The sequence below is a fragment of the Acidovorax sp. LjRoot74 genome, assembly GCF_964254355.1.
Classification (GTDB): Bacteria; Pseudomonadota; Gammaproteobacteria; order Burkholderiales; family Burkholderiaceae_C; genus Acidovorax.
Map to the genome: position 1 here is coordinate 2,182,156 of NZ_CAXUTI020000001.1, position 25,882 is coordinate 2,208,037.

Consider the following 25,882-nt stretch of genomic DNA (forward strand, 5'->3'; position numbering starts at 1 on the left):
TTTTGTTGGCGGCAAGGTTAAAATGCCAGCAAATTCACTGCACAAGAGCGAGAAAGGCAATCTGGTTATGACACCGCGAACTACATCGGAGATGTTGACCGGCCTCTAAGGCTGGCTGTTCGCGCCTGCACGAGATTGCACACACCTCCAAAAAGCGCGGACCTGTTCCGCGCTTTTTTGTTTTACGGGCCTGGCGCGTGCCCGCACCCCTTGCACTGATTGAAAAGAAAGAGTTACTCCCATGATTCACATCACGCTTCCTGATGGCTCGCAACGCGAATTCCCGGGCCCTGTGACGGTGGCCGAAGTGGCGGCTTCCATTGGCGCGGGCCTGGCCAAGGCAGCCCTGGCGGGCAAGATTGACGGCAAAGTGGTGGATACCAGCTACCAGATCACGGCCGACAGCCCGCTGTCCATCGTCACTGCCAAGGATGCTGATGGCCTCGAAGTCATTCGCCACTCCACGGCCCACTTGCTGGCCTATGCGGTGAAGGAGCTGTTTCCTGATGCGCAGGTCACCATCGGCCCGGTGATCGAGAATGGCTTCTTCTACGATTTCTCGTACAAGCGCCCCTTCACGCCCGAAGACCTGGTGGCCATCGAAAAGCGCATGGCCGAACTCGCCGCCAAGGACGAGCCCGTGGTGCGCCGTGTTCTGCCGCGCGACGAGGCCGTGGCCTATTTCAAGGGCCTAGGCGAGCACTACAAGGCCGAGATCATTGCGAGCATCCCCAGCAATGAGGATGTGAGCCTGTACCGCGAAGGCAATTTTGAAGATCTGTGCCGTGGCCCCCACGTGCCCAGCACGGGCAAACTGAAGTTCTTCAAGCTCATGAAGGTGGCGGGCGCCTACTGGCGTGGCGACCACCGCAATGAGATGCTGCAGCGCATCTACGGCACGGCCTGGACTTCCAAGGAAGAACTGCAGCAGTACCTCACCATGCTGGAAGAGGCTGAAAAGCGCGACCACCGCAAGTTGGGGCGTGAGCTGGACCTGTTCCATATGGACGAGCATTCGCCCGGCACCGTGTTCTGGCACCCCAAGGGCTGGGCACTGTGGCAGGAGGTCGAGCAGTACATGCGCCGTGTGTACCGCAACAACGGCTACCAGGAAGTCAAGGGCCCGCAGATCCTGGACAAGAGCCTGTGGGAGAAAACGGGCCACTGGGACAAGTACCGCGACAACATGTTCACGACCGAATCGGAAAAGCGCGACTACGCGCTCAAGCCGATGAACTGCCCCGGCCACATCCTGATCTACAAGCAGGGCATCAAGAGCTACCGCGACCTGCCGCTGCGGTACGGCGAGTTCGGTGCCTGCCACCGCAATGAGCCCACGGGTGGCCTGCACGGCATCATGCGCGTGCGCGGTTTCACGCAGGACGATGGCCACATCTTCTGCACCGAAGAGCAGGTGCAAGAGGAGTGCGCAAATTACACGGCTCTGGTGCAGAAGGTCTACAAGGACTTCGGCTTCACCGACATCATCTACAAGGTGGCTACGCGCCCGGAGGCGCGCATCGGCACTGAAGAGGCCTGGGACCGCGCAGAGAAGGCGCTGATGGATGGCTTGCGCTATTCGGGCTGCGAGTTTGAGATCGCTGAAGGTGAGGGTGCGTTCTATGGCCCCAAGATCGAGTACACGCTGAAAGACGCGCTGGGTCGCCAGTGGCAGTGCGGCACGATGCAGATCGACCCCAATCTGCCCGAGCGCCTGGATGCCGAGTACGTGGCCGAAGACGGCAGTCGCAAGCGCCCGCTGATGCTGCACCGCGCGACGGTGGGCAGCATGGAGCGTTTCATTGGCATGCTGATCGAGCACTACGCTGGCGCGTTCCCTGTCTGGCTTGCTCCCGTGCAGGTGGCGGTGCTCAACATCACCGATGCACAGGCCGATTACTGTCGCGAAATTGCAGCAAAGCTGCAAAAAGCACTGCCGAATCAAGACCTTAGAGTGGAGACCGATCTGCGCAACGAGAAGATTACGTATAAAATACGTGAGCATTCGTTGCAAAAGCTGCCGTACATCCTTGTCGCGGGCGACAAGGAGAAGGCCGCAGGAGCCGTCGCAGTGCGCGGCCGGGGCAATCGTGACCTCGGCGTGATGTCTGTTGAAGCGTTCGCCGAGCTGATCGCCCAAGACATCGCCACCAAAGCCTGATTCTTGCATGAAAAAGTGCTTTGGCGCCTGCCAGTTGTGCGGTTGTTGCTACAAAAATTGTAGTGTTTTGATTCAAGGAAGATAGCCATCGCTACTGAATTTCGTGATCGTCGCCACCGTGAAGAGCGCAAGCACCGTCTGAACCGTGAAATCATGGCCCCGGAAGTGCGTCTTTCCGGGCCTGATAACGAGCCTTTGGGTGTTGTCAGCCTGATGGAAGCCCTGCGCATGGCTGGCGAGCTGGATGTGGATCTGGTGGAAATTGCTGCCACTGCAAATCCACCGGTGTGCCGCCTCATGGACTACGGCAAGTTCAAGTACCAAGAGCAAAAGCGTGCGGCGGAAGCCAAAGCCAAGCAGACGGTCATTGAGATCAAGGAAGTCAAGTTCCGTCCCGGGACGGACGATGGCGACTACAACATCAAGATGCGCAATATCCGCCGCTTTCTGGCGGATGGCGACAAGTGCAAGATCACGCTGCGTTTTCGTGGCCGCGAGATCACGCACCAGGAGCTGGGCCTTGCACTGCTCAACCGCATTCGCGATGAGCTGGCAGACACCATCATCATCGAGCAGTTTCCCAAGCTGGAAGGCCGTCAGATGATCATGATGATTGCGCCGGGCCGCAAGAAGCCGGCTGCCAAGCCGGCTGCAGAAGGCGCTCCGGCACCAGGAGCATCTGCCTGAGCGGCATCGGCATAGATGCCAGGATTTGAGCATTGCGCCTGAAAGGGCAAGGTGCTTGAAGGCGGTGTGAAAGCACCGCCAAACGAAAGGCTAAAGCCTTTCGAAAAAGTGGCTCGGGGCCAACAAGTTTGCAGATCGGTTTGCAAACGCCTCACGAGCACAATGAAAAAGGAGCATTCACATGCCCAAAATGAAGACCAAGAGCAGCGCGAAAAAACGTTTCCGCGTTCGTCCCGGTGGCACCGTCAAGCGCGGTCAAGCCTTCAAGCGTCACATCTTGACCAAGAAGACCACCAAGAACAAGCGCCATCTGCGTGGTGCGGTTGCTGTGCACGAGACCAATATGGGCTCGATTTCACAGATGCTGCCCGGCATGGGCGTTTAATTTACTGACGAACAAGGAGTACATACATGCCTCGCGTCAAACGTGGTGTAACGGCCCGTGCCCGTCACAAGAAAGTTCTCGCCCTTGCTAAGGGTTTCCGTGGTCGCCGCGGTAATGTCTACCGTATCGCCAAACAGGCGGTAATGAAGGCTGGGCAATATGCCTACCGTGACCGCCGCACCAAGAAGCGCGTGTTCCGCCAGCTGTGGATCGCCCGTATCAACGCCGCTGCCCGTGAACTGGGCCTGACCTACAGCCAGTTCGCCAACGGCCTGAAGAAGGCTTCCATCGAGATCGACCGCAAGATGCTGGCCGACCTCGCAGTGCACGACAAGGCTGCCTTCGGTAGCATCGTGGAGCAAGTCAAGGCCAAGCTGGCTGCTTGAGTTCACGATGAGCGGCTATCGTTCTGATAGCTGCTTGCGCAATAACAGCAAGGGCTAGGGCTTGAAAAGGCGCTAGCCCTTGTTCATTTTCAAGAGTCGATATGAACGAGTTGGATTCCCTGATCGAAAGCGCGACGCAGTTGTTTGCCCAAAGCGCTACCCCCGCTGATCTGGAAAATGCCAAGGCGCAGTTTCTGGGCAAGTCGGGCCGCGTGACCGAACTCATGAAGGGCATGGCACAGCTTTCCGTCGAGGAAAAAAAATCTCGCGGTGCCGCCATCAACGTAGCCAAGCAGGCGATCGAGGCAGCACTGACGGCGCGCCGTCAGGCCCTGGCCGATGCGGAACTGCAAGTGCAGCTCAAGGCCGAAGCGCTGGATGTGAGCCTGCCAGGCCGCCAGCGCGGGCAGGGTGGATTGCATCCCGTTTCCCTCACGCTGGAGCGTATCCAGGGCATCTTCGGCTCCATGGGCTTTGATGTGGCTGAAGGCCCCGAGATCGAAACCGACTGGTTCAACTTCACAGCATTGAACACGCCGGAAGACCATCCTGCGCGTTCCATGCACGACACTTTTTATGTGGAAGGCGGCACGCCCGAAGCGCCCAACCTGCTGCGCACCCACACCAGCCCCATGCAGATCCGCCACGCGGTGCAGCATGTGAAAAAACACCGTGCGCTGCTTGACGTGGGCCAGACCATGCCCGAGATCCGTGTGATCGCCCCGGGCCGCACCTACCGCGTGGACAGCGATGCCACGCATTCGCCCATGTTCCACCAGTGCGAAGGCCTGTGGGTGGGTGAGAACGTGAGTTTCAAGGACCTGAAGGTGATCTTCACCGCCTTCTGCCGCACCTTCTTCGAAAGCGACGATCTGGTGCTGCGTTTCCGTCCGAGTTTCTTCCCCTTCACCGAGCCCAGCGCCGAAATCGATATCCAGTTCCAGGCAGGCCCGCTCGCCGGCCGCTGGCTGGAGGTGGCCGGCTCCGGCCAAGTGCATCCCAACGTGGTGCGCAACATGGGGCTGGACCCTGAGAAGTACATCGGCTTTGCCTTTGGCATGGGCCCCGACCGCCTGACCATGCTGCGCTATGGTGTGAACGATCTGCGCTTGTTCTTCGACGGCGACGTCCGCTTCTTGTCGCAGTTCCAGTAAGCAACAAGGCCCGGGCCCACAAGCCATTTTCGCCCTGGCGCGCGCACTGACCCTGGCCGCGCGGGCACCTTCCGTACAAGAGTTCGACTATGCAATTCCCTGAATCCTGGTTGCGTGAGTTCTGCAACCCACCCCTTTCGACCGCCGAGCTGGCCGAGACGCTGACCATGGCCGGCCTGGAGGTGGAGGAGCTGCGCCCTGTGGCGCCACCGTTCTCCAAGATCGTCGTGGGCGAGATCAAGGAGGCCGTGCAGCACCCCGACGCCGACCGCCTGCGCGTGTGCCAGGTGGACGTGGGGCAGGGCGCCTTGCTCAACATCGTCTGTGGTGCACCCAATGCGCGCGTGGGCATCAAGGTGCCCTGTGCCATGGTGGGGGCTGAACTACCACCTGGTGACGATGGCAAGCCCTTCCTCATCAAGGTTGGCAAGCTGCGCGGTGTGGAAAGCCAGGGCATGCTGTGCTCGGCCCGCGAGCTCAAGCTGTCGGAAGACCACGGTGGTCTGCTGGAGCTAGACACCTCTGCGCCCGTGGGCCAGGACATCCGCAAGCACCTGAACCTGGACGACACACTGTTCACCCTCAAGCTCACGCCCAATCTGGCGCATTGCCTGAGCGTCTACGGTATTGCGCGTGAAGTGTCGGCCTTGACCGGCGCGCCGCTGCAGCAACCGTCGTTCCCTGCGGTGGCTGCCAAGCTGTCCGACAAGCTGGCTGTAAAGGTGAGTGCACCAGACCTGTGTGGCCGCTTCTCCGGCCGCATCGTGCGCAACGTGAATACGCGCGCTGCCACGCCCCAGTGGATGCTGGACCGCTTGGCACGCTGCGGCCAGCGCGGCGTTTCGCCCCTGGTGGATATCTCCAACTACGTGATGTTCGAGCTGGGCCGTCCTTCGCATATTTTTGACCTGGACAAGATCCACGGTGGCCTGGATGTGCGTTGGGGCAAGGCTGGCGAGCAGCTCAAGCTGCTCAATGGCAGCACCATCACGGTGGATGACAAAGTGGGTGTGATCGCAGATGACAACCAGGTGGAATCGCTGGCCGGCATCATGGGCGGCGATGCCACCGCGGTATCCGACGACACGAAGCATATCTACATTGAGGCGGCCTTCTGGTGGCCTAAGGCGGTGGCAGGTCGTTCTCGCCGTTTCAACTTCTCGACCGATGCAGGCCACCGCTTTGAGCGTGGTGTGGACCCGAGCCTGACGGTCGAGCACATCGAACGCATCACCCAGCTGGTCGTCGATATCTGCGGCACGCCGGACACCGCCTGCGGCCCGATGGACGACCAGTCGGTGAACCTGCCGGTGCCGCAAGCCGTCACGCTGCGCGTGGCGCGCGCGGCCAAGGTCATCGGCATGCCTCTCATGCAGGCGCAATGCGCTGATGCGTTGCGCGGCCTGGGCCTGCCGGTGACGGAGGGTGATGGCTTGCTCACCGTCGTGCCGCCCTCGTACCGCTTCGACATCACCCTCGAGGAAGACCTGATCGAAGAGGTTGCGCGCATGGTGGGCTACAACAACCTGCCCACAACCCCTCCGCTGGCACCCATCACGCCCAAGCTGGCGCGCGAAGCCACGCGCAGCCCCTTTGCTGTGCGCCGCTTGCTGGCGGGGCTGGGTTACCAGGAAACTATCAATTTCAGCTTTGTGGAAGAGCGCTGGGAGCACGAGCTGGCGGCCAATGCGCAGCCCATCAAGCTGCTCAACCCGATTGCCAGCCAGATGAGTGTGATGCGCTCGACCCTGCTGGGTTCGCTGCTGCAGGTTTTGAAGTTCAACCTGGACCGCAAGGCCCAGCGTGTACGCGTGTTTGAGCTGGGCCGTGTGTTTCTGCGCGATGGGACCGTGCGCGACACCGACACGACGGTGGAAGGCTTCCACCAGCCCATGCGCGTGGCGGGGATGGCTTATGGCCCGGGCGACATGCTGCAATGGGGCCGCAAAGAGCAGTCCATTGACTTCTTCGACGTGAAGGGGGATGTGGAAGCACTGCTGGCTCCTTTGCAGGCAACCTTTGAGCCTGGCACCCATCCCGCCATGCACCCGGGCCGCTGCGCACGCGTGCTGGTGCAAGGCCGTGCGATCGGTTTTGTGGGCGAGTTGCATCCTCAGTGGCGCCAGTCCTGGGATTTGCCCCAGGCCCCTGTGATGTTCGAGCTGGAGCTGGATGCCGTATTGCAGCGTGTGGTGCCGCAGTTCAAATCTGTGGCCAAGCACCAGGCGGTGGAGCGCGATCTGGCTGTGGTGGTCGCGGAGCGTGTGACGCACGCTGACATCATGGCGGCGGTGCAGCAGGCGGTGCCCGGTGCCACGCTTCGCTCGGCCGTGCTGTTTGATGTGTATCGCCCCAAGGTGCTGCGTGCAGGCGAAGAGGCCTCTGCAGGTGGACTGGCGCAAGGTGAGAAGAGCCTTGCCGTGCGCTTGACGCTGGGCAGCGACGACGCCACGCTGACGGAGGCTGAGATCGATGCTGCGGTGCAGGCCGTGGTGGCTCAGCTGGTCCAGCGCACGGGTGCAAGGCTGCGTGTTTGATGACCGACAAAGATAACGCCCAACCGGGGAGGGATGCCATGATCGAATTTGCCGTCGAAAGCCTGGAGACACCGGCACTGACCAAGGCACAGCTGGCCGATCTGCTGTTCGACCAGATCGGCCTGAACAAGCGCGAGTCCAAGGACATGATCGACGCATTCTTCGATCTGATCGCGCAAAGCCTGGTTGAGGGCAAGGACGTCAAACTCTCGGGTTTTGGCAACTTCCAGATTCGCACCAAGGCGCCGCGTCCAGGGCGCAATCCGCGTACTGGGGAGGCCATTCCCATCAGGGCGCGCCGGGTGGTGACTTTTCATGCCAGCAGCAAGCTCAAGGAGCAGATCCAGACAGCGGCTGTGGTGTGAATTTGTACCGAATTTGTGTGCAAGATGAAATCGGTGGCTGGCAGTATTGGCGCGTCTGCAGTACGCTTGTCGGCTTTCCGGTTTGAATCCGCATCCCATGGGCACCACCCTTCCCTCCATTCCTGCCAAGCGATACTTCACGATTGGTGAGGTTGCGGAGTTGTGCGGCGTCAAGCCCCATGTGCTGCGCTACTGGGAGCAGGAATTCACGCAGCTGCGGCCCATGAAGCGGCGCGGAAATCGGCGCTACTACCAGCACCATGAGGTGCTCATGATTCGCCGCATCCGCGACCTGCTGTACGACCAGGGCTTCACCATCAGCGGGGCCCGCAATCGACTTCAGGAGTTGGCCCATCCCACACGTGAAGAGCCTGCAGGGGCTGCGGTGGAGTCGTTCGACAGCGAGTTGCCGAGCATGCTGCTCGACAGCACTCAGGATCTTTCGATTCCTTCCGTGGGCTTCGCATTGGACTCCAATGCAGTGCGCAAAGAGTTATTTGAGATTCGTGCGCTACTTTCTCTGGGCTGAGGTTTTTTGTGTATATAATCTAAGTCTTGTCGGCGTGTAGCGCAGCCTGGTAGCGCACTTGCATGGGGTGCAAGGGGTCGCGAGTTCGAATCCCGCCACGCCGACCATTGTTAGCAAAAGCCCAGAACCGAAAGGTTCTGGGCTTTTTTGCTTTTACGCCGCTTTGGGCAGGCTGAGAGGTTGCGCACACCTCTCTTGCGCTGAAACGGTGGAGCCGCTCTCGACATGGGTTCGAAGCAGCACATTGCCTTGTGTTGAGTGCGCCAAGACGGAACAAAACAACGCCCACATTGGGTCAAGGATCTTCATGATCGACGGATTGGTGGCCGGACGGCTTTACGGCGAAATCGAACAGCGTATGGACAAGGCGGGCAAAACCTTCGCTCTGGCCAAGGTGCGGGCCAGCACCGCCGATGGGGAGGTTTTGTTCGTCAACGTGATTGCGTTTGATGCAGGGGTCTGCGCCTCGCTGCTCTCCCTGCAGGATGGTGACTCGGTGGCGCTTTCTGGCAGCCTGACTCCACGTGTGTGGACCGACAAACAAGGCAACACCCGACCCGCGCTGGACATGGTGGCGCACCGGGTGGTCGTGCTGCCAGGGGTGGAGTCGGTGTGATCTGAGGCAGGGGCTTAGCGCCGCTTCGGGCGACCATGGCTCTGCGCTGCGTCGTGCTGACATGGTGGCCGCCCGCTTTGTGCTGAGCGGTGGGTGACCTGCTGGTTTTTTAGAGTGTGAGGCCTCCGTTGCGGGCCTCGCGGTGGGCCGTTCCGTTCCAGGCTGCCGCGATATTGACGCTTCTATTTTTGGGGTGCGGGTTTCCCAGGCGCAAATCCCAGGGCTTTGAGTTCGTCCTCACTCAGGTGTAGCTCGGTCAGTTCGGGTTGTCGTGCTTCTACATTGCGCCGCCGCTCAAAGTTGGTTGGCGGGCCTGCTTCTGTCAGTCGTCGGTCCTTCCCGCTGCGCCGGTCGGTGGCGACTCTGCGTTCTACGCTCATGGTCGTGATCTGCTGTTGGCGTTACAAAAATGGGGTTTGGCGCCTGCACTCGCCTGGGCCTGCACAAAGCGTGTGCTTCGCAGTCTGCCCGAGTTGATGCTGTTTGCAAACCAAAAAAGCGACCCGCTGTGAGGAGCTGGCGAGGAGATCAACACCTTGCCAGACATTGGGGATTCCCCATGTTGGGGATGCCTCGCGCACCGCATTGATGCGCCTTCACCTTGGTGGCGAACAAGCAGCCCGGGCTGTGCCCTTTGCCGCTCGGAATGAGCGTTTGCGTTTCCTGTCCTGGGATGAAAAAGATCGGCATGGATATTGCTGATCTCTTGGTGATCCTCCGGTAATGCTGCCCGGGATCCCATGAAACCCTCCGCTAAAGATGGCGGAACCCAAGCGAGTGCTGGGCGCAGTGGCCCACGTTTGGCTGTTCCAACCCACGCCCCGTGCTGTCTGCGGAGGGTGTGTTGCTTCGGTGCCCTGGACGGGGCCCGAGGTGCGCATCCTGCCTGTATCTCCCCCTTGGCGACGCACCGGGCCCTTGCAGGATGAAAAGCATGAAGATTGTTCTTATTGGCCACGGTATGGTGGGCCACAAGTTCCTGGAAAGCCTGGCTGAAACGGGGCTGTCCAATGTCGAAGTGACGGTGCTGTGCGAAGAGCCCAGGGCTGCATACGACCGGGTCCATTTGTCCGAATTCTTCAGCGGCAAGACGGCGGAGGACCTCTCGCTGGTCGAAGCGGGTTTCTTTGAGCGCACAGGCTTTTCGCTGCGACTGGGGACGCGTGCCGCGTCCATCGACCGGCGCACACACACTGTGACCACCGTCAGCGGCGACGTCTTTCACTACGACAAGCTGGTGTTGGCCACTGGATCCAATCCGTTTGTGCCGCAGGTGCCAGGGCGTGAGCGCGACCATTGTTTCGTCTACCGCACCATCGAGGACCTGGAGGCCATGCAAGCCTCAGGCGCCAAGTCCAAGACCGGTGTGGTGGTGGGCGGCGGCCTGCTGGGCCTGGAATGTGCCAAGGCGCTGCGTGACATGGGCCTGGAGACCCATGTGGTCGAGTTTGCCCCCCGCCTGATGGCCGTCCAGGTCGATGAAGGCGGTGGGCGTGTGCTCAAGGCCAAGATCGAGGAGCTGGGCGTGCAGGTGCACACTGGCCGCAACACCCAGGAGATCACGGACGGTGCGCGTGCGCGCCACCGCATGAAGTTTGCGGACGATTCGTACCTGGAGACCGACATGATCGTGTTCTCTGCTGGCATCCGCCCACGCGATGAACTGGCTCGCCAGTGTGTACTGGCCATCGGCCCGCGCGGTGGTGTCGCCATCGACAGCGCTTGCCGCACCAGCGACCACAATGTGTATGCCATTGGCGAATGTGCCTCGTGGAACGAGCAGACCTTCGGTCTTGTGGCGCCGGGCTACGACATGGCCCGCGTCGCGGCCCGCCACATCGCGGGCGATGCCGAGGCGGCCTTCGTCGGCGCCGACATGAGCACCAAGCTCAAGCTCATGGGCGTGGACGTCGCCAGCATCGGCGACGCCCATGGCAAGACGCCGCACAGCCGCAGCTGCCAGTACGTGGACGAGCGCCGCCAGGTCTACAAAAAGATCGTCATCAGTGAGGACGGCAAGCAGCTGCTGGGCGCCGTGCTGATCGGCGACGCCACCGAATACGGCACGCTGCTGCAGATGGCGCTCAACGGCATCACCCTGCCCGAGGACCCCGAGTTCCTGATCTTCCCGTCCAGCGACGGCAAGGCCAAGCCCGGCCTGGGCGTGGACGCACTGCCCGACACCGCGCAGATCTGCTCGTGCAACAACGTCACCAAGAGCGGCATCTGCGAGGCCGTGGGCAACGGCGCCTGCACCATCGCCGAGATGAAAGTCTGCACCAAGGCTGGCGCCACCTGCGGCGGCTGCGTGCCCCTGGTCACCCAGGTCATGAAGGCCGAGATGGCGCGCCGCGGCATGGCCGTGAACAACCACCTCTGCGAGCACTTCGCGTACTCGCGCCAGGAGATCTACCACCTGGTGCGCGTGGGCCAGATCAAGAGCTTCGAGGACCTGCTGGCCAAGCACGGCAAGGGCATGGGCTGCGACATCTGCAAGCCCGTGGCGGCCAGCGTGTTCGCCTCGTGCTGGAACGAATTCGTGCTCAAGAAGGAGCTGGCCAGCCTGCAGGACAGCAACGACTACTACCTGGGCAACATCCAGAAGGATGGCTCTTACTCGGTGGTGCCGCGCATGCCCGGTGGCGAGGTCACACCCGACGGCCTGATCGCCGTGGGCCAGGTGGCCAAGAAGTACGGCCTGTACACCAAGGTCACGGGCGGCGCGCGCGTGGACATGTTTGGCGCGCGGGTCGAGCAGTTGCCGTTGATCTGGGAGGAGCTGATCGCCGCCGGTTTCGAGTCGGGCCATGCCTACGGCAAGTCCCTGCGCACCGTGAAGAGCTGCGTGGGCTCTACCTGGTGCCGTTACGGAGTGCAGGACAGCGTAGGCTTGGCCGTGGAGCTGGAGAACCGCTACAAGGGCCTGCGCGCCCCGCACAAGATCAAGTTCGGCGTCTCGGGCTGCACGCGCGAATGCGCCGAAGCGCAGGGCAAGGACATCGGTGTCATCGCGACCGAGAAGGGCTGGAACCTGTACATCTGCGGCAATGGCGGCATGAAGCCGCGCCATGCCGAGCTGTTCGCGTCCGATCTGTCCAAGGAAGACCTGGTGCGCATGATTGACCGGGTGCTGATGTTCTACGTGCGTACGGCCGACCGGCTGCAGCGCACCAGCACCTGGCGCGAAAACCTCGAAGGCGGCCTGGACTACCTGAAAGACGTTTTGCAGAAGGACAGCCTGGGCCTGTGTGCAGAGCTGGAGTCGCAGATGCAGAACGTGGTGAACACCTACCAGTGCGAGTGGAAGACGGCGGTGACCGACCCCGAAACACGCAAGCGCTTCCGCTCGTTCGTGAACAGCGACAAGGCCGACGAGAACGTGCTCTTCGTCGAGGAGCGCGGTCAGATCCGCCCCGCGCGCGCCGAAGAACGCGGCCAGGCCGTTGCAAAAGTGATCCCCATCCGTCAGGCCGCTTGAAGAAAGAAGAGAACACCATGAGCGCACTCCCCATGACCAGTACCGACGCCCTCGCATGGACCGACATTTGCGCGGTCGATGACATCCTGCCCAGCACCGGCGTATGCGCCCTGGTGGCCAACCGCCATGTGGCGGTGTTTCGTGTCGGCGCCGATCAGTTTTTTGCCATCGACAACGTGGACCCCAAGTCCGGTGCCAGCGTGCTGGCTCGGGGCTTGGTGGGCAGCATTGGCGATCGTGTGGTGGTGGCTTCACCGCTGTACAAAAACCACTTTGATCTGCAGACCGGCGAATGCCTGGAGTTGCCGGGGCAATCGGTGAGCGCACACAGCGTGCGCGCTGTGGGCGGCCGTATCAGCGTGGCCGTGGCCTGACACAATTGCAGTCACGACGCGGCACTTCTGCTGCGTCCCAACAAACAGGAATCCTGCATGCCAGACCCGGCCGCGCCTTTGTCGGTATCGAACCTTGTGCTCCGCTCCAAACAGCTGGAGATCGATGCCGTGCGCCATCTGGCGAGCCGTGCCGAGCTGGTGGATGTGATCGGGCAACTGATCCAGGGCCTGCAGCGGGAGCGGGGTGTTTCGGGCGCGTACCTGGCGTCCAAGGCGCAGCGGTTTGCGGATGTGCGTTTGCGCGTCATCGAGGAGGTCGTGCCCCTGGAGGTGCGGCTGCGCGACGTGTTTGCGCAGCACATTGAACCGGGGCAGGGCGCCACTGCCAAGGCGCTTTCGCTGATGGCGTGGGCTTTGCTGGGCCTGGAGTCGCTGCCCGCGCTGCGCATCCAGATCGAGCGCCAGGCCATGTCGGCGCACGACTCCGTGGCGGCCTACAGCCACCTCATCGCGGGGCTGATAGAGCTGGTTTTCCACGTTGCTGACGCGGCAGGCCTGCCCAGCGTGTCGCGCATGCTGGTGGCTTTGCTGCACTTGGTGCAGGCCGAGGAAGAAGCCGGTCAGGAGCGGGCCCTGGGAGCCTTGTTGTATGCCTCCGGCAGCAGCAACGAGGCGCACCAGCAGCGGGTGATTCACCTCATCGATGCCCAGGAGCGCAGCCTGCGCGTGTTTTCTGAATTTGCAGAGCCTGCGCTGCGCGCGCGCTGGGAGCAGCAGCAGCTGGTGCCTGGCATGGCCCAGTTGGAGCGCCTGCGCCGTGCATTGTGTGTGGCCCGGCCGGGCGCCTCCCTCGACAGCGACCTCAGCGACACCTGGTTCGATGTGTGCTCCGAACGCATCAATGCGCTGTGGCACCTGCAGGTGGATCTGGTCAAGCGCCTGCGTGAAGACTGCGAGGCGCGCATCCTGGAGGCCCAGCAAGACTTGCAGGACTCCAAGGGCCTGCTGCGCGGCCTACGTGACAACCCGCCACAACGCACCCATGCGGTAGACCGCTTCTTCGACATGGCCCAGGTGCCATCGGCCTTGCCTGAGCCGGTAGGGGGAGGGCGCACGGGTGAAGCAGCCTCGCTGGTGGACCTGCTGCAGACCCAGTCTGCGCGCATGGCCAGCATGGAAGCCGAGCTGGAAGTCGCCCGCCGCACGCTCAACGAGCGCAAGGTGATCGAGCGGGCCAAGGGTGTGCTGATGGCGCGGCTGGGCATGAACGAGGAGGTGGCCTTCCGGGCACTGCAGAAAACCTCCATGGACCAGAACCGTCGTCTGCTGGAAGTGGCCGAAGCCACGCTGTCGCTGCCGGATTTTGCATTTGCACAGAAGGCGACTCAAAACTCCAAGCCCGGGCCCTGAAGGGCTCGGTGGTTTTTCTCAAAGGCTTGACCCACCAGACAGGTCTGCACTCTGCCAAGCGCCATGGCGCCGATGCCCAGAGTTCGCAGCAAAGAAGGCCTTTGCGAGAACCATGAAAAAAGCCCTGAATCTTGCGAATCAGGGCTTTTCATTTGGTGCCGGAGAGATGAATCGAACACCCGACCTTCTCATTACGAATGAGCTGCTCTACCGACTGAGCTACACCGGCGTAAGCCTAATATTATAGCTTGGAATGGTAGCTTGTCACGCGCTCGACCTCATTTTTTGAGCCGAGGATCACGCTGACGCGCTCGTGCAGCTGGGTGGGCTGGATGTCCAGGATGCGCTGCTTGCCGTTGGTGGCGGCGCCGCCCGCCTGCTCGACCAGCCAGCCCATGGGGTTGGCCTCGTACATCAGGCGCAGCTTGCCGGGCTTGTTGGGTTCACGCTTGTCCCAGGGGTACATGAAGACGCCGCCACGGGTCAGGATGCGGTGCACGTCTGCCACCATGCTGGCAATCCAGCGCATGTTGAAGTCCTTGCCGCGCGGGCCTTCCTTGCCCTGCAGGCATTCGTCGATGTAGCGCTTCACGGGCTCGTCCCAGTGGCGCATGTTGCTCATGTTGATCGCAAACTCCTTGGTGTCCTCAGGAATGCGGATGTTCTCTTCGGTCAGCACGAACGAGCCCTGCTCGCGGTCGAGCGTGAACATGGCCACGCCGTCGCCCACGGTGAGCACCAGCGTGGTCTGCGGGCCATAGATGCAGTAGCCCGCGGCCACTTGCTGCGTGCCGGGTTGCAGGAAGTCGCCTTCCTCCACACCCCGGTCGCCATCGGGCTTCTTCAGCACGCTGAAGATGGTGCCGATGCTCACGTTCACGTCGATGTTGCTGGAGCCGTCGAGGGGATCGAACAGCAGCAGGTATTCGCCTTGTGGGTAGCGGTTGGGCACCAGGTAGATGCCGTCCATTTCCTCGGACGCCATGGCGGCCAGGTGGCCGCCCCATTCGTTGGCTTCGATCAGCACCTCGTTGGCGATGATGTCGAGCTTTTTCTGGATCTCGCCCTGCACGTTTTCGCTGCTGGCCGTGCCCAGCACGCCGCCCAGCGCGCCCTTGTTCACGGCGTGGCTGATGCTTTTGCAGGCGCGGGCCACCACTTCGAGCAGCAGGCGCAGCTGCGAGGGGATGAGGCCGTCCACCCGTTGCTGCTCAACAAGGTAGCGGGTCAGGCTGATGCTTTTTGCCATGGGAGTTTTGCTTTCAGGTGGGTTAGTCGGCCAGGGCGCGGGTGACGACCTCGCGCACGTCGTTGGACAGATCGGGCTTGGCTGCAACGCGGGCGATGGCCTCGCGGGCAGCGCTGCGCCAAGGGTCTGCCAGCTTCTTCCAGCGGTCGAGCGCGCGCGCGAGGCGGGCGGCGACCTGCGGGTTGATGGCGTCCAGCTCGATCACGCGGTCGCTCCAGAACACATAGCCTGCCGCGTCGGCACGGTGGAAGGCGCCGGGGTTGGCGCTGCAGTAGCTGAAGATCACGCTGCGCGCGCGGTTCGGGTTCTTGAGGCTGAAGTCCGGGTGTGCCATGAGCTGGCGCACGGCGGGTAGCACATTGCCACCCCGGTCCGGCGCACCGGCTTGCAGCGCGAACCACTTGTCGATGACCAGGGGCTCGTCCTTGAACAGGGCGTGAAAGCGCGCCAGCGCCGGGGCGGCCAGCTCGCTGCCACTGGCCACCAGGGCGGTGAGCGCGTTGAAGCGGTCCGTCATGTTGCCCGCCACCTTGAAGCGCTGGTAGGCCTTGCCGGGCCAGACTGCATCGCCCGTCTTCTGTGCGGCAATGCACAGCATGTGCAGCGCCAGGCCGCTGAGTGCGCGGCGGCCGGAGGAAACGGGATCGGGGCGGTAGCCGCCGGTGTCCTGATTCTGTTCCCAGGCCCATTCCCAGTCGGCCTGCAGCGAGACGGCCAGTTGCTCGCGCATGGCTTCGCGCACGGCGTGAATGCGCTGGGGGTCCACCATGTCCTGCTGCTCTGCAATGTAAGTTTCAGACGGCAGCGTGAGCACCAGTTCCTTGAAGGCGGCATCCAGCAGGGGGTTGCGCAGCACGGCGCGCATGGCTTCCACAAACTCTGCAGGCAGAATTTTATGCTCAAATCGGCCGTTTCCGCCTATCTGTAAAGCGTTGTTAGCTATTGAATTAATAGCGATTCGCAGCGCCAGGCGCTGACCGGCTTCCCAGCGGTTGAAGGCGTCGGCGTCGTGTGCCAGCAGGGTGAGCAACTGTGCGTCGGTGTAGTCGATGTCCAGCACCACGGGCGCGCTGAAGCCGCGCAGCAGCGAGGGCACGGGCTCGGCATCCAGGTTGGTGAAGGTCAGGGTCTGCGATGCCTCGGTGAGCACGATCACGCGCGAGGTGCTGCCCGACGATTCTTCGCCCGACAGGTGCAGGGGCAGTGCGGCGCCGGCGCTGGCGTCGATCAGGCCCAACTCCACCGGGATGACGAAAGGCTGCTTCTCGCTCTGGCCGGGCGTGGCCGCGCAGCTTTGCGACAGCGTGAGCGCATAGCAGCGCGTGGCAGCGTCATAGCGGCCCGTAGCGCGCACGCGGGGCGTGCCAGCCTGGCTGTACCAGCGCTTGAACTGGGGCAGGTGCTGCGCCAGCGGGCTGCCCGGGTTGGCATCGGCAATGGCCTGCACGAAGTCGTCGCAGGTCACGGCCTTGCCGTCGTGGCGCTCGAAGTACAGCTTCATGCCTTTGGCAAAGCCTTCGCGGCCCACCAGGTTGTGCTGCATGCGCACCACTTCCGCACCCTTTTCGTAGATGGTGACGGTGTAGAAGTTGTTGATCTCGACGTAGCTGTCGGGCCGCACCGGATGGGCCATCGGGCCCGCGTCTTCGGGGAACTGCGCCGTGCGCAGCACGCGCACGTCCTCGATGCGCTTGACGGCACGGGCGGACGGGCTGCCCGCCAGGTCCATGCTGAATTCCTGGTCGCGGAAGACGGTGAGGCCCTCCTTCAGGCTCAGCTGGAACCAGTCGCGGCAGGTCACGCGGTTGCCCGTCCAGTTGTGGAAGTATTCGTGGCCGACAACACTTTCGATGTTGGCGAAGTCGGTGTCGGTGGCGGTGGATTCGCTGGCCAGAACGTACTTCGTGTTGAAGATGTTCAAGCCCTTGTTCTCCATGGCGCCCATGTTGAAGTCGCTGGTGGCGACGATCATGAAGCGCTCCAGGTCCAGCGGCAGGCCGAAGCGGGCTTCGTCCCAGGCGACGCTGTACATCAGCGAGTTCATGGCATGTTCGGTCTTGCCCAGATCACCGGGGCGCACGTAGACCTGCAGCAGGTGGTCGCTACCCGAGCGGCTCTTGATGAGCTGCTCGCGCGCCACCAGTTTGCCTGCCACCAGGGCGAACAGGTAGCAGGGCTTCTTGTGCGGGTCCACCCATTTGGCGAAATGCCGTGCGCCATTGGGGCCGTCTTCCAGCGGGCCGCTGTCCACCAGATTGCCGTTGGAAAGCAGCACCGGGTACTGGGCCTTGTCGGCGCGCAGCGTGACGGTGTAGCTGGCCATCACATCGGGGCGGTCCAGGAAGTAGGTGATGCGGCGGAAGCCCTCGGCCTCGCACTGCGTGAAGAACGTGCCCTGGCTCACATAGAGGCCCATGAGCTGCGTGTTCTTGGCGGGGCAGCAGGTGGTGAAGATCTCCAGCGCGAAGGGCTCTTCGCCTTCGGGCAGGTTCTCCAGCACCAGGCGGGCGCCTTCCATCTTGAACGAGGTGCCCTGGCCGTTGACCAGCACACGGGCCAGGTTCAGGTCTTCGCCGTCGAGCTTCAGTGGCTGGGCGGGGGCTGCGGGGTTGCGGCGCACCGTCATGCGGTTGAGCACGCGGGTCTTGGCCGGGTCCAGGTCGAAGGTCAGCTCGACACTGTCGATCCAGTAGGCGGGGGCGGTGTAGTCCTCTCGGCGGATGGCGATGGTCTGGCCTGCTCCGTCTCCACTTCCGTCGGCGCTAAGCAGTTGCTGCAACATGGATGCTCTCCAGAAAGTCGGTGTTCATGAGTTCGGTGTAGTCGCGCACGGCGGCCAGCACGTGGGGCCCGGCCAGTTGCTCGGGCGTGTGGGTGCTGCAGATGGCCACGGCGCGCATGCCCGCGCGGCGCGCGGCCTCAATGCCAAAGGGCGCATCTTCAAAAACGATGCAGTGCGCCGGGTCAGCCGCGATGCGGCGTGCGGCTTCGAGAAAGATGGCGGGCTGGGGCTTGCCAGGCAGGCCCTCGTCGCCGCGCACGATGGCCTGCGGCGCGGGCTCCAGGCCGAGGTGGCCCAGGGCGAATTCCACGTTGCCGATGTCGCCCGCCGTGCCCACGGCCAGCTTGAGGCCGCGTGCGCGGACCTGGGCGGCAAACTGGCGAAAGCCCGCCACCTCGGCAAAGCGGGGGGCGAACAGTTCGCGGTAGATGGTTTCTTTTTCGTGCGTGAGCGCGTCTGCCTCGTCCTGCGACACGGGGCGGCCCAGCAGTTCCACGATGCACTCGGTGCCATTGCGGCCCGTGGTGCGCGCCATGAGGTCGGGCACGTCGATGTCCATGCCCCGGCGGCGTGCAAACTCGACCCACGCCTGGGCGTGCCAGGGCATGGAGTCGATCATGGTGCCGTCCATGTCGAAGATGATGGCGTCGGTGCGTATCCGCGTCGGCATCGCTTACACGCCTTGCTTCAACGAAGCTTCGATGAAGGCGTCCAGGTCGCCGTCCAGCACCTTCTGCGTGGCCGAGATTTCGACGTTGGTGCGCAGGTCCTTGATGCGGCTGTTGTCCAGCACATAGCTGCGGATCTGATGGCCCCAGCCCACGTCGGTCTTGGTGTCTTCCAGCTTCTGCTGCTCTTCCATGCGCTTGCGCATTTCAAAGTCGTACAGGCGGCTGCGCAGGCGCTGCCAGGCCACGTCGCGATTGCTGTGCTGGCTGCGGCCGTCCTGGCACTGCACCACGATGCCGGTGGGGATGTGCGTCAGGCGCACGGCCGAGTCGGTCTTGTTGATGTGCTGGCCGCCCGCGCCGGAGGCACGGAAGGTGTCGGTGCGCACGTCGGCGGGGTTGATGTTGATCTCGATGGAGTCGTCGATCTCTGGGTAGACGAACAGCGAGGCGAACGAGGTGTGGCGGCCGCCCGAGCTGTCGAACGGGCTCTTGCGCACCAGGCGGTGCACGCCGGTTTCGGTGCGCAGCAGGCCAAAGGCGTATTCGCCTTCGATCTTGATCGTGGCGCTCTTGATGCCCGCCACATCGCCGGGGGTCTCGTCTTCGACGGTGGCCTTGAAGCCCTTGCGCTCGGCGTACTTGAGGTACTGGCGCAGCAGCATGCTGGCCCAGTCGCAGGCCTCGGTGCCACCGGCGCCGGCCTGGATGTCCACAAAGCAGTTGAGCGGGTCGGCCTCGTTGCGGAACATGCGGCGGAACTCCAGCTCTTCCACCGCTGCGCGCATCGTGGCGGCTTCTGACTCGATGGTCAAAAGGCCGGCTTCATCGCCTTCCTCTTTGCTCATCTCGTACAGCTCGGCGTTGTCGGCCAGATCGCGGGTGAGCTTGTCGAGCGTGACGACCACGCTGGAGAGCGACTTCTGTTCCTTGCCCAGCTCCTGGGCCTTCTTGGGATCGTTCCAGACCGAAGGGTCTTCCAGCGACGCGTTTACCGTGCGCAGGCGTTCAAATTTGGCATCGAAGTCAAAGATACCTCCGTAACTCTGCCGTGCGCAGAGCCAGGTCGCTGAGGGTGGTGCCGATGAGGTTGATGCGTTCTGCGTCCATGATTCTTGTCCTGGGTGTTCTGTGGAATAACCCGCGATTTTCTCATGGGATGACAAACCGCCCTGCCAAAGCCCTGCGAAGGGCTTTGGAGCGCGTGGGCCCGGGTTGGCAGGGGCCCTCCTGGTGTGCTGTTGAATCAAAAATGATAGCTATAAAAGCTTATCCATCAGGCGGTAGGGCCTGATTTGATTCAAATCTGCGTCAGGGCTGCTCCAGAAACTCCTCGATCAGCCATGCCACCTGGGCGGGCTGGTCGTGGTGCAGCATGTGCGCGGCGTCGTGCACCACGGCCGTGCGGCAGTTGCCCACATGGGTCAGGCGCTGGTGGTATTCCTCCAGCGTGTAGCGGCCCTTCCACCACTGGCCCAGGCTGTCGTCGCTGGCCTCCACGGCCAGCACGGGCGCGGTGATGTTCTTGTACAGCTCCATTGCCTCGTCCAGGCGGTACAGCTGGGCGCTGGTGATCTTGTGGGCCGGGTCGCCCAATATCTCCCACTGGCCCTGCGCATTGGGCTGCGCCCAGTGGCCTGCCAGCCATTGGGCTTTGTCTTCGGACAGGCGCGGGTTGGTTTTCATCAGCCTGCGGGCCACGCCTTCCTGGCTGTCGTAGCTCTTGAGCGCCATGTCGCCAGTGTGCAACTGCTTGATCTCGTCGATCCACTGCGCGTAGCGCTTGGGCGCCTGCGCAGGCCGCGTGGCGGGCATGCCAAAGCCCTCCAGGTTCACCAGGCGGCGGATGCGCGCGGGTCGTACGCCCGCATACATCATGGCCACGTTGCCGCCCATGCTGTGGCCCACCAGGTCGATGGCTTCGCCGGGGGCGTAGTGGTCCAGCAGCAGATCCAGGTCGGCCAGGTAGTCGGCAAACACATAGTGGTCTACCGGCGCGCCGGTGGTCAGGCCAAAGCCACGCCAGTCGGGGGCGATGATGCGGCGTTCGTGCTGCAGCGCGTCCACCGTGAACTGGTACGAGGCGCTCACATCCATCCAGCCGTGCAGCAGCACCAGCGTGGGCAAGGTGCTGGTGTCCGGCCCCCAGTGGCGGACGTGGTAGTTCAGGTGGCGCATGGGCAGCGTGCTGCTGCGCGAGGGTTTGAGAACTTGGTACATGCTCTGCCAATGGTACGTCGATGACGCCGTCGCCCGGGGGGCGGTGCTGTCGCCAAGGAGTCCGGCGCCCGGCAGGTTTTGGCAATCACTTGTACCATCGCCAGCCGGGGCCGCAGCAGGCCCTGTTTACTTTTCCACCATCTGGAGCCTTCACCGCATGAACACCGTCCGCTTGGGTCAGAGTGACCTGCTTGTCACCCCCATTTGCCTGGGCACCATGACCTTCGGCGAGCAGGTCAATGAGGCCGACTCGCACGCCATCCTGAGCCAGTCGCTTGCGCGCGGCGTGAACTTTATCGACACGGCAGAGATGTATGCCGTGCCTGCCAAGGCCGAGACCTTTGGCGCCACTGAAACCATCATCGGCAACTGGTTTGCCAAGAACCCCGGCGCGCGCCAGAAGCTGGTGGTGGCCACCAAGGTGGCCGGCCCATCGCGTGGCATGCCCTGGGTGCGCGAGGGCAAGGGCATGACCCCGGCCGACATCGTGGCGTCGTGCGACGCCAGCCTGCGCCGCCTGCAGACCGATGTGATCGACCTCTACCAGATCCACTGGCCCGAGCGCCATGTACCCGCCTTCGGCAACATGTATTACGACCCCGCCAAGGAAACGTCGCAAACCCCCATCCGCGAGCAGCTGGAAGCGCTGGCCGGGCTGGTGAAGGCGGGCAAGGTGCGCTACATCGGCCTGTCCAACGAAACCCCTTATGGCGTGCACGAGTTCGTACGCTTGGCCGAGCAGCACGGCCTGCCGCGTGTCGCCACCGTGCAGAACCCGTACTGCCTGATCAACCGCACCTGGGAAAATGGCATGGACGAAACCTGCCATCGCCTGGATGTGTCGTTGCTGGCCTACTCGCCCCTGGGCTTTGGGCTGCTGACGGGCAAATACGACGAAAGTGGCATCACCGGCCCGAATGCCCCCCAGGGTGCGCGCATTGCATCGTATGAATCCGTGCGCAAACAGCGCTGGGGCCGCCCCGAGGCGCTGGCTGCCTCCCGCCGCTACAACGCGCTGGCGCGTGCCAACGGCATGACGCCCACGCAGATGGCGCTGGCGTTCTGCTACACCAAGTGGCAGGTGGCCAGCACCATCATCGGCGTGACATCCGTGGCGCAACTGGAGGAAGACCTGAACGCCTGGGGGACGGCGCTGTCTCCCGAAGTGCTGAAGGCCATCGACGCGATCCGCTGGGAGCTGCGCGACCCGGCGCTGTGACCGGGGGCAGGGCGTGGCCCTGTGACTCTGCACGAGCAAAACAAAGGGGCCCCGCAGGGCCCCTTTGTTTATTGGCGAATCGTCGTGCACAGCCTTTAGGCCGTCGCCTCCTGGCGGGTGGTGCGTCCTTCAGTCCACGGCGTGCCTTGGGCCTCCCCCAGGTCCCAGAACAAACCGGCCATCACCGCCAGCCCTTCGCGTGCCACGGGCGCCAGCAAATGCTCGTTGGGCGCATGCTGGGCGCAGGCGGGGTACGAGTGGGGCACCCACAGCGTGGGCAGGCCCAGCTGGTCTGCAAAGATGTCGTTGGGCAGCGAGCCCGCCAGGTTGGGCAACAGCGTTGCGGGCTGGCCTGCGCTGGCCTGCAGCGAGGCCATTGTCCAGTCCACCCAGGGGTTGTGCAGGTCGAGCCGCGTGGCGCCGCAGTGCATGCCCATGGTGATCTCGACCTGGCTGAAGCCATGCGCGTCCAGGTGCTCGCGCAGCGTGGCCTGCACGTTCTGCCAATCGGTGCCCACCACAAAACGCAGCTGGCAGTGCGCCACCGCCTGTGCGGGGATGGCATTGATGGGCCGCTGTGCGTTGCCTGCGCCCAGCGCCAGCACCTCCAGCGTGTTCCAGCCGACCAACTGTTCAGCCGGTGTCAGGCCAGGCTCCCCCCAGCCGGGAGTGAGCGCGGGGTCGTCGGCACCGGTGCCAATCACCACGTCCTGGAGGGCGGTGCGCAGCTTGTCGGGTACCGCCGGGGGCAGCAGGCCTTTGACCAGGATGCGCCCCTTTCCATCCACCAGCGTGGCCAGCGAGTGCGTGAGCACCGTGGCTGGGTTGGCCAGCACGCCGCCCCAGTTGCCCGAGTGATACGCCTTGTCGCGGCTGCGCACGGCGAGCGAGAAATTGATCGCACCGCGCGACCCCAGAAAGAGGGTGGGGTGGCCCGCATTCACGCGCGGGCCGTCGCTGGCTACGAACAGGTCGGCCTTCAACGCATCGCGGTGTTGCTCGCAGAAGGCGGCCAGGCCGGGCGAACCCGCTTCTTCACCCATCTCCATGAGCAGCGTCACGTTGTAGCCCAGGCGGCCACCCCGGGCCTCGATGGTGTGGGCCAGTGCGGCCAGGCTCACGGTGTGCTGGCCCTTGTTGTCGGCCGTGCCCCGGCCGTACCAGCGCTCGCCTTCGATGGTCAGCTCCCAGGGCGAGAGGCCCTCGCGCCATTGCGCGTCCTGCCCGTTGACTACGTCGCCGTGGCCATAGGTGAGCACGGTGGGCAGGGCGGGGTCTTCCACGCGGCGGGCCACCAAAAAGGGGCCGCCTTGTGGCGACGGGTTGTCGAGCACCTCACATTCAAAACCCAGGGGCGCGAGCCAGGGCAGCATTTCGTCGGTGAGGTAGGCGCGCAACTCGGGCGGCACCTTGCCGGTGTCGCTTTCGGTGCGCCACGCCACGCGGCGGCGCAGGTCGGTGGCAAAGCGGCCATCGTCAAAGTAGCGCTGGACGTTGTCGATCAGGTGTTGTCGGGTCATCGTGCGGGTCCTGGTTGGGTGGGGCGTCACTCCACCACGATCTTGGCGCGGTGGGCCAGTGCGCGGTAGCGGCCAATTTCGTTGTCCATGGCGGTGTGCATGGCTTTGGGGCCCACAAACACGGGCTCCATGCCCTGGGCGCGGATCTGCTCTTGCAGATTGGGGTCACGCAGGGCGGCTTCCACTTCCTTGATCAGCTTGTCCACGATGGGCGCGGGCGTGCGTGCAGGGGCGGCCACGGCGTACCAGCCGTCAAAGGCCGCGTCGGGCAGTTTTTGCTCCACCACCGTGGGCACCGAGGGCAGGGCGCGGGCACGCTCATTGCCCGCAATCGCCAAGGCACGCAACTTGCCGGAGCGCACATGCGGCGCGGCGCTGGCCACGGTGTCGATGGCCATCTGGATCTCGCCGCCGATCAATCCCATCATGGCTTGTGCGCTGCCCCGGTAGGGCACGTCCTGCAGGCGAACGTCGGCTGCCTGTTCCAGCAACGCGCCGACCAGGTGCGGGGCCGAGCCCGAACCGAACGTGGCGTAGTTGATGGTTTTGGGCGCGGCCTTGGCTGCTGCCATCAGCGCGGCCAGGTCCTTGTAGGGCGAGTTGGCGTTGACCACGATCACCAGCGGCGCGCGCGCAACGATGGCCACGGGGGCCAGGTCCTTGAGCGGGTCGTAGGGCAGTTTGGGACGCAGCGCGGCATTCACGGTGTAGCTGGTGGAGCCCGATACCAAGAGCGTGTAGCCGTCGGGATCGGCCTTGACCACCGTTTCGGTGCCGATGATGGTGGACGCGCCGGGTTTGTTGTCGGTGACCACCGGTTGGCCCAGGCGTGCGGACAGCTTCTGCCCCAGGGCGCGGGCCACGGCATCGGTGCCGCCACCGGGCGGGAAAGGCACCACGATGCGCACGGCGCGCTGGGGCCAGGCATCTGACGGCGAGGTGGCCTGGGCAAACGAAAGGCTGCTGGCGCTGGCGAGGATGGCCAGGGCTGCAGACGACAAAGAGGCTCGAACAAGGTGTTTCATGCGGACTCCGGTGGAAAGCGCCCCGGCATCAGCGGGTGCGATGGGGCATGGGTGAATTGGAGCCTCAAGCCATGCAAGATGGATGCTGGTTTACCATTGCTTGGAATAGAGATTTGGCAACTGAGTATTGCCTTTTTGTGGGTGGTAAGCCATGCCTGTTTCCTTCCTCAGTCTTCCATTGCGCTACTTTCTGGAAGTCGCGCGCACCGGGTCTGTCAACCAAGCGGCGCAACGCCTGCATGTGGCCGCCTCGGCCGTGAGCCGCCAACTGGCCAAGCTGGAAGACAGCCTGGGGGTGGTGCTATTCGAACGCCAGGCGCGGGGCATGGCCCTGACCGAGGCGGGCACCCGGCTGCTGGCCCATGCCAGTGCCCACGACGCGCAGGCGCTGGAGCTGGTCGAGCAATTGCAGGATTTGTCCGCCCAAGGCGCCCTGCGGGTGCGGCTGGCCTGCACCGAAGGGTTTGCTGCAGCCTTCATGCCGCTGGTCATGGCGGGTTTTCGGCAGGCATACCCGCAGGTGCAACTGCAGTTGCAGGTGGCCGTGCCGCAAGAAGTGTCGGCCCTGGTGCTGCGCGGCGAGGCCGATCTGGCGCTGAAGTACAGCATGGCACCCGAGAAGGGCCTGCAGGTGCTGCACTCAGCCATCGCCCCCATCTACGCCGTCATGCCCGCACAGCACCCGCTGGCGCGCCAGCGCAGCGTGCGCGTGGCCGATGTGGTGCGCTACCCGCTGTTGCTGGGCGCGGCCAACACCACGGGGCGGCAGTTGTTCGACCTGAGCTGTGCGGTGCAGGGCCTGCGCTATGTGCCCGCTGTGGAGAGCAATTTCTCGTCGGCCCTCCTGCCCTTGCTGAGCGGGCAGGACGTGGTGCTGGCCAGCTATCTCACGGCGGCGCGCTGGGTGGAGGCGGGCCTGCTGGCGGCCCGGCCGTTTGACGAAGCCCAGTTGCAGCAGCGGCGCCTGCAGGTGCTGGCCGCCGAGGGGCGTATGCCCTCCGCTCTGGTGCAGCAGTTCACACAAGCGCTGGTGGTGGCCATTGAGGAGTACGGCAAGCGCAAGGTGGGGCGACGCCGTAAGGCCGCAGCAGCGCCTGCCACGGTGTTCTGACACCTCGCTGCAGGATTCAACGCGCTCACATTTGGATACGGATAC

General features: G+C 63.5%; 21 protein-coding genes and 2 tRNA genes. 15 read left to right on the forward strand and 8 right to left on the reverse strand.

The genetic code is table 11. The features are described from left to right. The first annotated feature begins 241 nt into the window (after positions 1–241). From thrS to ACSQ3O_RS10175, 13 genes are all read left to right on the forward strand, one after another. Positions 242–2,161 (forward strand): threonine--tRNA ligase, encoded by a 1,920-nt coding sequence (thrS, locus tag ACSQ3O_RS10115; protein WP_436138757.1) that lies wholly within the window; start codon positions 242–244, stop codon positions 2,159–2,161. 81 nt (positions 2,162–2,242) lie between these two features. Continuing rightward, positions 2,243–2,848: a translation initiation factor IF-3 gene (gene infC, locus ACSQ3O_RS10120; protein ID WP_436141104.1), complete on the forward strand. Its 606-nt coding sequence runs from the start codon at positions 2,243–2,245 to the stop codon at positions 2,846–2,848. 181 nt (positions 2,849–3,029) lie between these two features. Then, positions 3,030–3,233, forward strand: coding sequence for a 50S ribosomal protein L35 (gene rpmI / locus ACSQ3O_RS10125; protein ID WP_008904041.1), 204 nt, complete (start codon positions 3,030–3,032; stop codon positions 3,231–3,233). A 26-nt stretch (positions 3,234–3,259) separates the two neighbouring features. Next, the gene (gene rplT, locus ACSQ3O_RS10130; RefSeq protein WP_055402682.1) at positions 3,260–3,619 is read left to right on the forward strand and encodes a 50S ribosomal protein L20; all 360 of its coding nucleotides are present in this window, start codon (positions 3,260–3,262) and stop codon (positions 3,617–3,619) included. A 101-nt stretch (positions 3,620–3,720) separates the two neighbouring features. Next, entirely contained in the window at positions 3,721–4,773 is a 1,053-nt protein-coding gene (locus tag ACSQ3O_RS10135) for a phenylalanine--tRNA ligase subunit alpha (RefSeq protein WP_436138758.1), read from the forward strand. A gap of 89 nt (positions 4,774–4,862) precedes the next feature. Next, positions 4,863–7,310: a phenylalanine--tRNA ligase subunit beta gene (gene pheT, locus ACSQ3O_RS10140; protein WP_436138759.1), complete on the forward strand. Its 2,448-nt coding sequence runs from the start codon at positions 4,863–4,865 to the stop codon at positions 7,308–7,310. Between the two features lie 38 nt (positions 7,311–7,348). After that, positions 7,349–7,675, forward strand: coding sequence for an integration host factor subunit alpha (locus ACSQ3O_RS10145; RefSeq protein ID WP_436138760.1), 327 nt, complete (start codon positions 7,349–7,351; stop codon positions 7,673–7,675). Positions 7,676–7,772: 97 nt separating this feature from the next. Next, positions 7,773–8,204 carry a MerR family transcriptional regulator gene (locus ACSQ3O_RS10150; RefSeq protein ID WP_436138761.1) on the forward strand — a complete coding sequence of 144 codons (432 nt, stop codon included), beginning with the start codon at positions 7,773–7,775 and terminating at the stop codon, positions 8,202–8,204. 30 nt (positions 8,205–8,234) lie between these two features. After that, positions 8,235–8,311, forward strand: a tRNA-Pro gene (locus ACSQ3O_RS10155). A gap of 200 nt (positions 8,312–8,511) precedes the next feature. After that, the gene (locus ACSQ3O_RS10160) at positions 8,512–8,820 is read left to right on the forward strand and encodes a single-stranded DNA-binding protein (RefSeq protein WP_137746441.1); all 309 of its coding nucleotides are present in this window, start codon (positions 8,512–8,514) and stop codon (positions 8,818–8,820) included. A 934-nt stretch (positions 8,821–9,754) separates the two neighbouring features. Next, on the forward strand, positions 9,755–12,298 hold the full coding sequence (nirB, locus tag ACSQ3O_RS10165) for a nitrite reductase large subunit NirB (protein ID WP_436138762.1): 2,544 nt from the start codon (positions 9,755–9,757) through the stop codon (positions 12,296–12,298). A gap of 17 nt (positions 12,299–12,315) precedes the next feature. Further along, entirely contained in the window at positions 12,316–12,672 is a 357-nt protein-coding gene (nirD, locus tag ACSQ3O_RS10170) for a nitrite reductase small subunit NirD (protein WP_298451001.1), read from the forward strand. 57 nt (positions 12,673–12,729) lie between these two features. Next, positions 12,730–14,043, forward strand: a complete 1,314-nt coding sequence (locus ACSQ3O_RS10175) for a nitrate- and nitrite sensing domain-containing protein (protein ID WP_436138763.1) — start codon at positions 12,730–12,732, stop codon at positions 14,041–14,043. Positions 14,044–14,196: 153 nt separating this feature from the next. Here ACSQ3O_RS10175 and ACSQ3O_RS10180 read toward each other — a convergent pair. The 6 genes from ACSQ3O_RS10180 to ACSQ3O_RS10205 form a co-directional block, all read right to left on the reverse strand. Further along, positions 14,197–14,272: transfer RNA gene (locus ACSQ3O_RS10180), tRNA-Thr, on the reverse strand. Positions 14,273–14,284: 12 nt separating this feature from the next. Next, a complete protein-coding gene (locus ACSQ3O_RS10185; protein WP_298450996.1) occupies positions 14,285–15,292 on the reverse strand; it encodes a class 1 fructose-bisphosphatase in 1,008 nt (335 codons plus the stop codon). 22 nt (positions 15,293–15,314) lie between these two features. Beyond that, on the reverse strand, positions 15,315–18,074 hold the full coding sequence (pepN, locus tag ACSQ3O_RS10190; RefSeq protein WP_436138764.1) for an aminopeptidase N: 2,760 nt from the start codon (positions 18,072–18,074) through the stop codon (positions 15,315–15,317). Beyond that, the gene (locus ACSQ3O_RS10195; RefSeq protein WP_436138765.1) at positions 18,055–18,744 is read right to left on the reverse strand and encodes an HAD family hydrolase; all 690 of its coding nucleotides are present in this window, start codon (positions 18,742–18,744) and stop codon (positions 18,055–18,057) included. Before ACSQ3O_RS10195 ends, pepN begins: the two co-directional genes overlap by 20 nt. 3 nt (positions 18,745–18,747) lie before the next feature. Next, a protein-coding gene (gene prfB / locus ACSQ3O_RS10200) for a peptide chain release factor 2 (protein WP_109790915.1) occupies positions 18,748–19,852 on the reverse strand; the annotation gives its coding sequence in 2 pieces (ribosomal slippage) (positions 18,748–19,770 and positions 19,772–19,852; 1,104 coding nt in all). A 201-nt stretch (positions 19,853–20,053) separates the two neighbouring features. Beyond that, positions 20,054–20,962, reverse strand: a complete 909-nt coding sequence (locus ACSQ3O_RS10205) for an alpha/beta fold hydrolase (protein WP_436138766.1) — start codon at positions 20,960–20,962, stop codon at positions 20,054–20,056. A gap of 157 nt (positions 20,963–21,119) precedes the next feature. On the opposite strand from ACSQ3O_RS10205, the gene ACSQ3O_RS10210 reads away from it, so the two are divergent. Then, positions 21,120–22,181: an aldo/keto reductase gene (locus tag ACSQ3O_RS10210; RefSeq protein WP_436138767.1), complete on the forward strand. Its 1,062-nt coding sequence runs from the start codon at positions 21,120–21,122 to the stop codon at positions 22,179–22,181. A gap of 95 nt (positions 22,182–22,276) precedes the next feature. On the opposite strand, the gene ACSQ3O_RS10215 is transcribed toward ACSQ3O_RS10210, so the two are convergent. Continuing rightward, complete coding sequence (locus ACSQ3O_RS10215; RefSeq protein ID WP_436138768.1) at positions 22,277–23,701, reverse strand: M20 family metallopeptidase; 1,425 nt, start codon at positions 23,699–23,701, stop codon at positions 22,277–22,279. 26 nt (positions 23,702–23,727) lie between these two features. After that, complete coding sequence (locus tag ACSQ3O_RS10220) at positions 23,728–24,726, reverse strand: Bug family tripartite tricarboxylate transporter substrate binding protein (protein WP_436138769.1); 999 nt, start codon at positions 24,724–24,726, stop codon at positions 23,728–23,730. A 151-nt stretch (positions 24,727–24,877) separates the two neighbouring features. On the opposite strand from ACSQ3O_RS10220, the gene ACSQ3O_RS10225 reads away from it, so the two are divergent. Then, positions 24,878–25,837 carry a LysR family transcriptional regulator gene (locus ACSQ3O_RS10225; protein ID WP_436138770.1) on the forward strand — a complete coding sequence of 320 codons (960 nt, stop codon included), beginning with the start codon at positions 24,878–24,880 and terminating at the stop codon, positions 25,835–25,837. The last annotated feature ends 45 nt before the right edge of the window (positions 25,838–25,882 follow it).

What these genes read in the sequence shown, in the direction of transcription:
- rplT (WP_055402682.1), top strand. Translation starts at nt 3,260, where the DNA reads ATGCCTCGCGTCAAACGTGGTGTAACGGCCCGTGCCCGTCACAAGAAA.
- rpmI (WP_008904041.1), top strand. Translation starts at nt 3,030, where the DNA reads ATGCCCAAAATGAAGACCAAGAGCAGCGCGAAAAAACGTTTCCGCGTT.
- ACSQ3O_RS10175 (WP_436138763.1), top strand. Translation starts at nt 12,730, where the DNA reads ATGCCAGACCCGGCCGCGCCTTTGTCGGTATCGAACCTTGTGCTCCGC.
- ACSQ3O_RS10205 (WP_436138766.1), bottom strand. Translation starts at nt 20,962, where the DNA reads ATGTACCAAGTTCTCAAACCCTCGCGCAGCAGCACGCTGCCCATGCGC.
- nirD (WP_298451001.1), top strand. Translation starts at nt 12,316, where the DNA reads ATGAGCGCACTCCCCATGACCAGTACCGACGCCCTCGCATGGACCGAC.
- ACSQ3O_RS10215 (WP_436138768.1), bottom strand. Translation starts at nt 23,701, where the DNA reads ATGACCCGACAACACCTGATCGACAACGTCCAGCGCTACTTTGACGAT.
- thrS (WP_436138757.1), top strand. Translation starts at nt 242, where the DNA reads ATGATTCACATCACGCTTCCTGATGGCTCGCAACGCGAATTCCCGGGC.
- ACSQ3O_RS10145 (WP_436138760.1), top strand. Translation starts at nt 7,349, where the DNA reads ATGATCGAATTTGCCGTCGAAAGCCTGGAGACACCGGCACTGACCAAG.
- ACSQ3O_RS10195 (WP_436138765.1), bottom strand. Translation starts at nt 18,744, where the DNA reads ATGCCGACGCGGATACGCACCGACGCCATCATCTTCGACATGGACGGC.
- ACSQ3O_RS10185 (WP_298450996.1), bottom strand. Translation starts at nt 15,292, where the DNA reads ATGGCAAAAAGCATCAGCCTGACCCGCTACCTTGTTGAGCAGCAACGG.
- ACSQ3O_RS10150 (WP_436138761.1), top strand. Translation starts at nt 7,773, where the DNA reads ATGGGCACCACCCTTCCCTCCATTCCTGCCAAGCGATACTTCACGATT.
- ACSQ3O_RS10225 (WP_436138770.1), top strand. Translation starts at nt 24,878, where the DNA reads ATGCCTGTTTCCTTCCTCAGTCTTCCATTGCGCTACTTTCTGGAAGTC.
- pepN (WP_436138764.1), bottom strand. Translation starts at nt 18,074, where the DNA reads ATGTTGCAGCAACTGCTTAGCGCCGACGGAAGTGGAGACGGAGCAGGC.
- pheT (WP_436138759.1), top strand. Translation starts at nt 4,863, where the DNA reads ATGCAATTCCCTGAATCCTGGTTGCGTGAGTTCTGCAACCCACCCCTT.
- nirB (WP_436138762.1), top strand. Translation starts at nt 9,755, where the DNA reads ATGAAGATTGTTCTTATTGGCCACGGTATGGTGGGCCACAAGTTCCTG.
- ACSQ3O_RS10160 (WP_137746441.1), top strand. Translation starts at nt 8,512, where the DNA reads ATGATCGACGGATTGGTGGCCGGACGGCTTTACGGCGAAATCGAACAG.
- ACSQ3O_RS10210 (WP_436138767.1), top strand. Translation starts at nt 21,120, where the DNA reads ATGAACACCGTCCGCTTGGGTCAGAGTGACCTGCTTGTCACCCCCATT.
- ACSQ3O_RS10135 (WP_436138758.1), top strand. Translation starts at nt 3,721, where the DNA reads ATGAACGAGTTGGATTCCCTGATCGAAAGCGCGACGCAGTTGTTTGCC.
- ACSQ3O_RS10220 (WP_436138769.1), bottom strand. Translation starts at nt 24,726, where the DNA reads ATGAAACACCTTGTTCGAGCCTCTTTGTCGTCTGCAGCCCTGGCCATC.